The sequence below is a fragment of the Kitasatospora sp. NPDC057542 genome, assembly GCF_042801945.1.
Taxonomy (GTDB): Bacteria; Actinomycetota; Actinomycetes; order Streptomycetales; family Streptomycetaceae; genus Kitasatospora.
Window position 1 is genome coordinate 1 of the sequence record NZ_JBHVFE010000825.1, and the last position, 1,546, is coordinate 1,546.

Genomic DNA, 1,546 nt, shown 5'->3' on the forward strand with positions numbered 1-1,546 from the left:
GCTGACAGATTTCGAAATCTGTCAGCTGTTCGCTGTTCGCCGTCAGCCCTCCCCCTCCTCCGCAGCGCCCCTCCCGAACACCCCGCTCAGCCCCAGGTACACCACGGCCGCCGCCGTCAGCCCGACGGCCCAGCCATAGTCGGCGAGCGGCTTGAGGACGGGGATCAGGCCGTCCGCCGGGAACGGGCCCTGCTTCGCGCCGCCGGCGTCGAGGGTGGAGTACGAGCCCCCGACGGCCAGCACGCCACCCACCAGCAGCGCCGTGACGGCCCGCCAGTTCCAGCCCGCCGTGTACCAGTACGCCCCTCCCGGCCGGTACAGCTCGGCGAGCCGGAGGCGGGTGCGCCGCAGCGCCCAGTAGTCCGCGATCAGCACTCCGCCGACCGTGCCGAGCAGGCCGCCGACCACGCCCAGCCAGGTGTAGATGTACACGTGCGGGTCGGAGATCAGCCGCCACGGGAAGATCACGATCCCGACCACCCCCGCGACCAGCGCCCCGGTGCGGAAGGTGACGAGGCGCGGCAGCAGGTTGGCGAGGTCGTAGGCGGGCGAGACGACGTTGGCGGCGATGTTCACCGACAGCGTCGCGACCAGCACGGTCAGCAGTGCGAACAGGATGCCGACCGGGTTCTCCATCCTGGCTGCCAGCTGGATCGGGTCCCACACCGGCACCCCGTAGACCGCTTCGGAGCCCGAGGTGACCAGCACGGACAGGAACGCGAAGAACGTCATCGTGGTCGGCAGGCCGAGCGCCTGCCCGCGGATCTGGGCCCGCTGGCTGCCGCCGAAGCGGGTGAAGTCGGGGATGTTCAGCGAGAGCGTGGACCAGAACCCGATCATGCCCATCAGCGCCGGGAAGAAGACCTTCCAGAAGCCGCCGCCCCACCCCAGCCTGGAGGGCTGGTCGAGCAGCGGCCCGAACCCGCCCGCCTTGACGGTGATCCACGCCAGCAGCGCGAGCGCACCGACGATGACGAACGGCGCCGCCCAGTTCTCGAACCGTCGCAGTGCCTCCATCCCCCGCGCGATGACGGCCATCTCGATCAGCCAGAACAGCAGGAACGAGAGCCACTGCGTCCACGGGTAGCCGCCGAACTCCCCCGCCGTACGCCAGGATTCGCCGAACAGCTTGCCCGCCAGCAGGAAGATGCCCTCGCCGCCGATCCAGGTCTGGATGCCGAACCAGGCACAGGCCACCGCCGCCCTCAGCAGGGCGGGCAGGTTGGCGCCGCGCAGCCCGAAGGCAGCGCGGGCGAAGACCGGGAACGGGATGCCGTACTTGGTGCCGGCGTGCCCGGTGAGCAGCATCGGAACCAGCACGACGAGGTTGGCGAGCGCGATGGTCAGCACCGCCTGCTTCCAGTCCATGCCGAGCGCGACCAGGCCCGAAGCCAGGGTCCAGGAGGGGATGTTGTGGGCCATGCCGACCCAGAGCGCGAGGAAGTTGTACGTGGTCCAGGTGCGCCGCGCCACCGGGACCGGCCGCAGGTCGTCACTGGTGAAACCGTTGGGGGGCAGTTCCCCGACGGCCGGGTCGAGTTCGACC

1 protein-coding gene is annotated in these 1,546 nt (G+C 70.4%); it reads right to left on the minus strand.

Annotated elements, in window-relative coordinates; all coding sequences use genetic code 11:
• Positions 1 to 42: 42 nt before the first annotated feature.
• Positions 43 to 1,546 (minus strand): NCS1 family nucleobase:cation symporter-1 (locus tag ACFU7Y_RS43860; protein WP_380772053.1); only part of this gene is annotated, 1,504 nt, incomplete at its 5' end.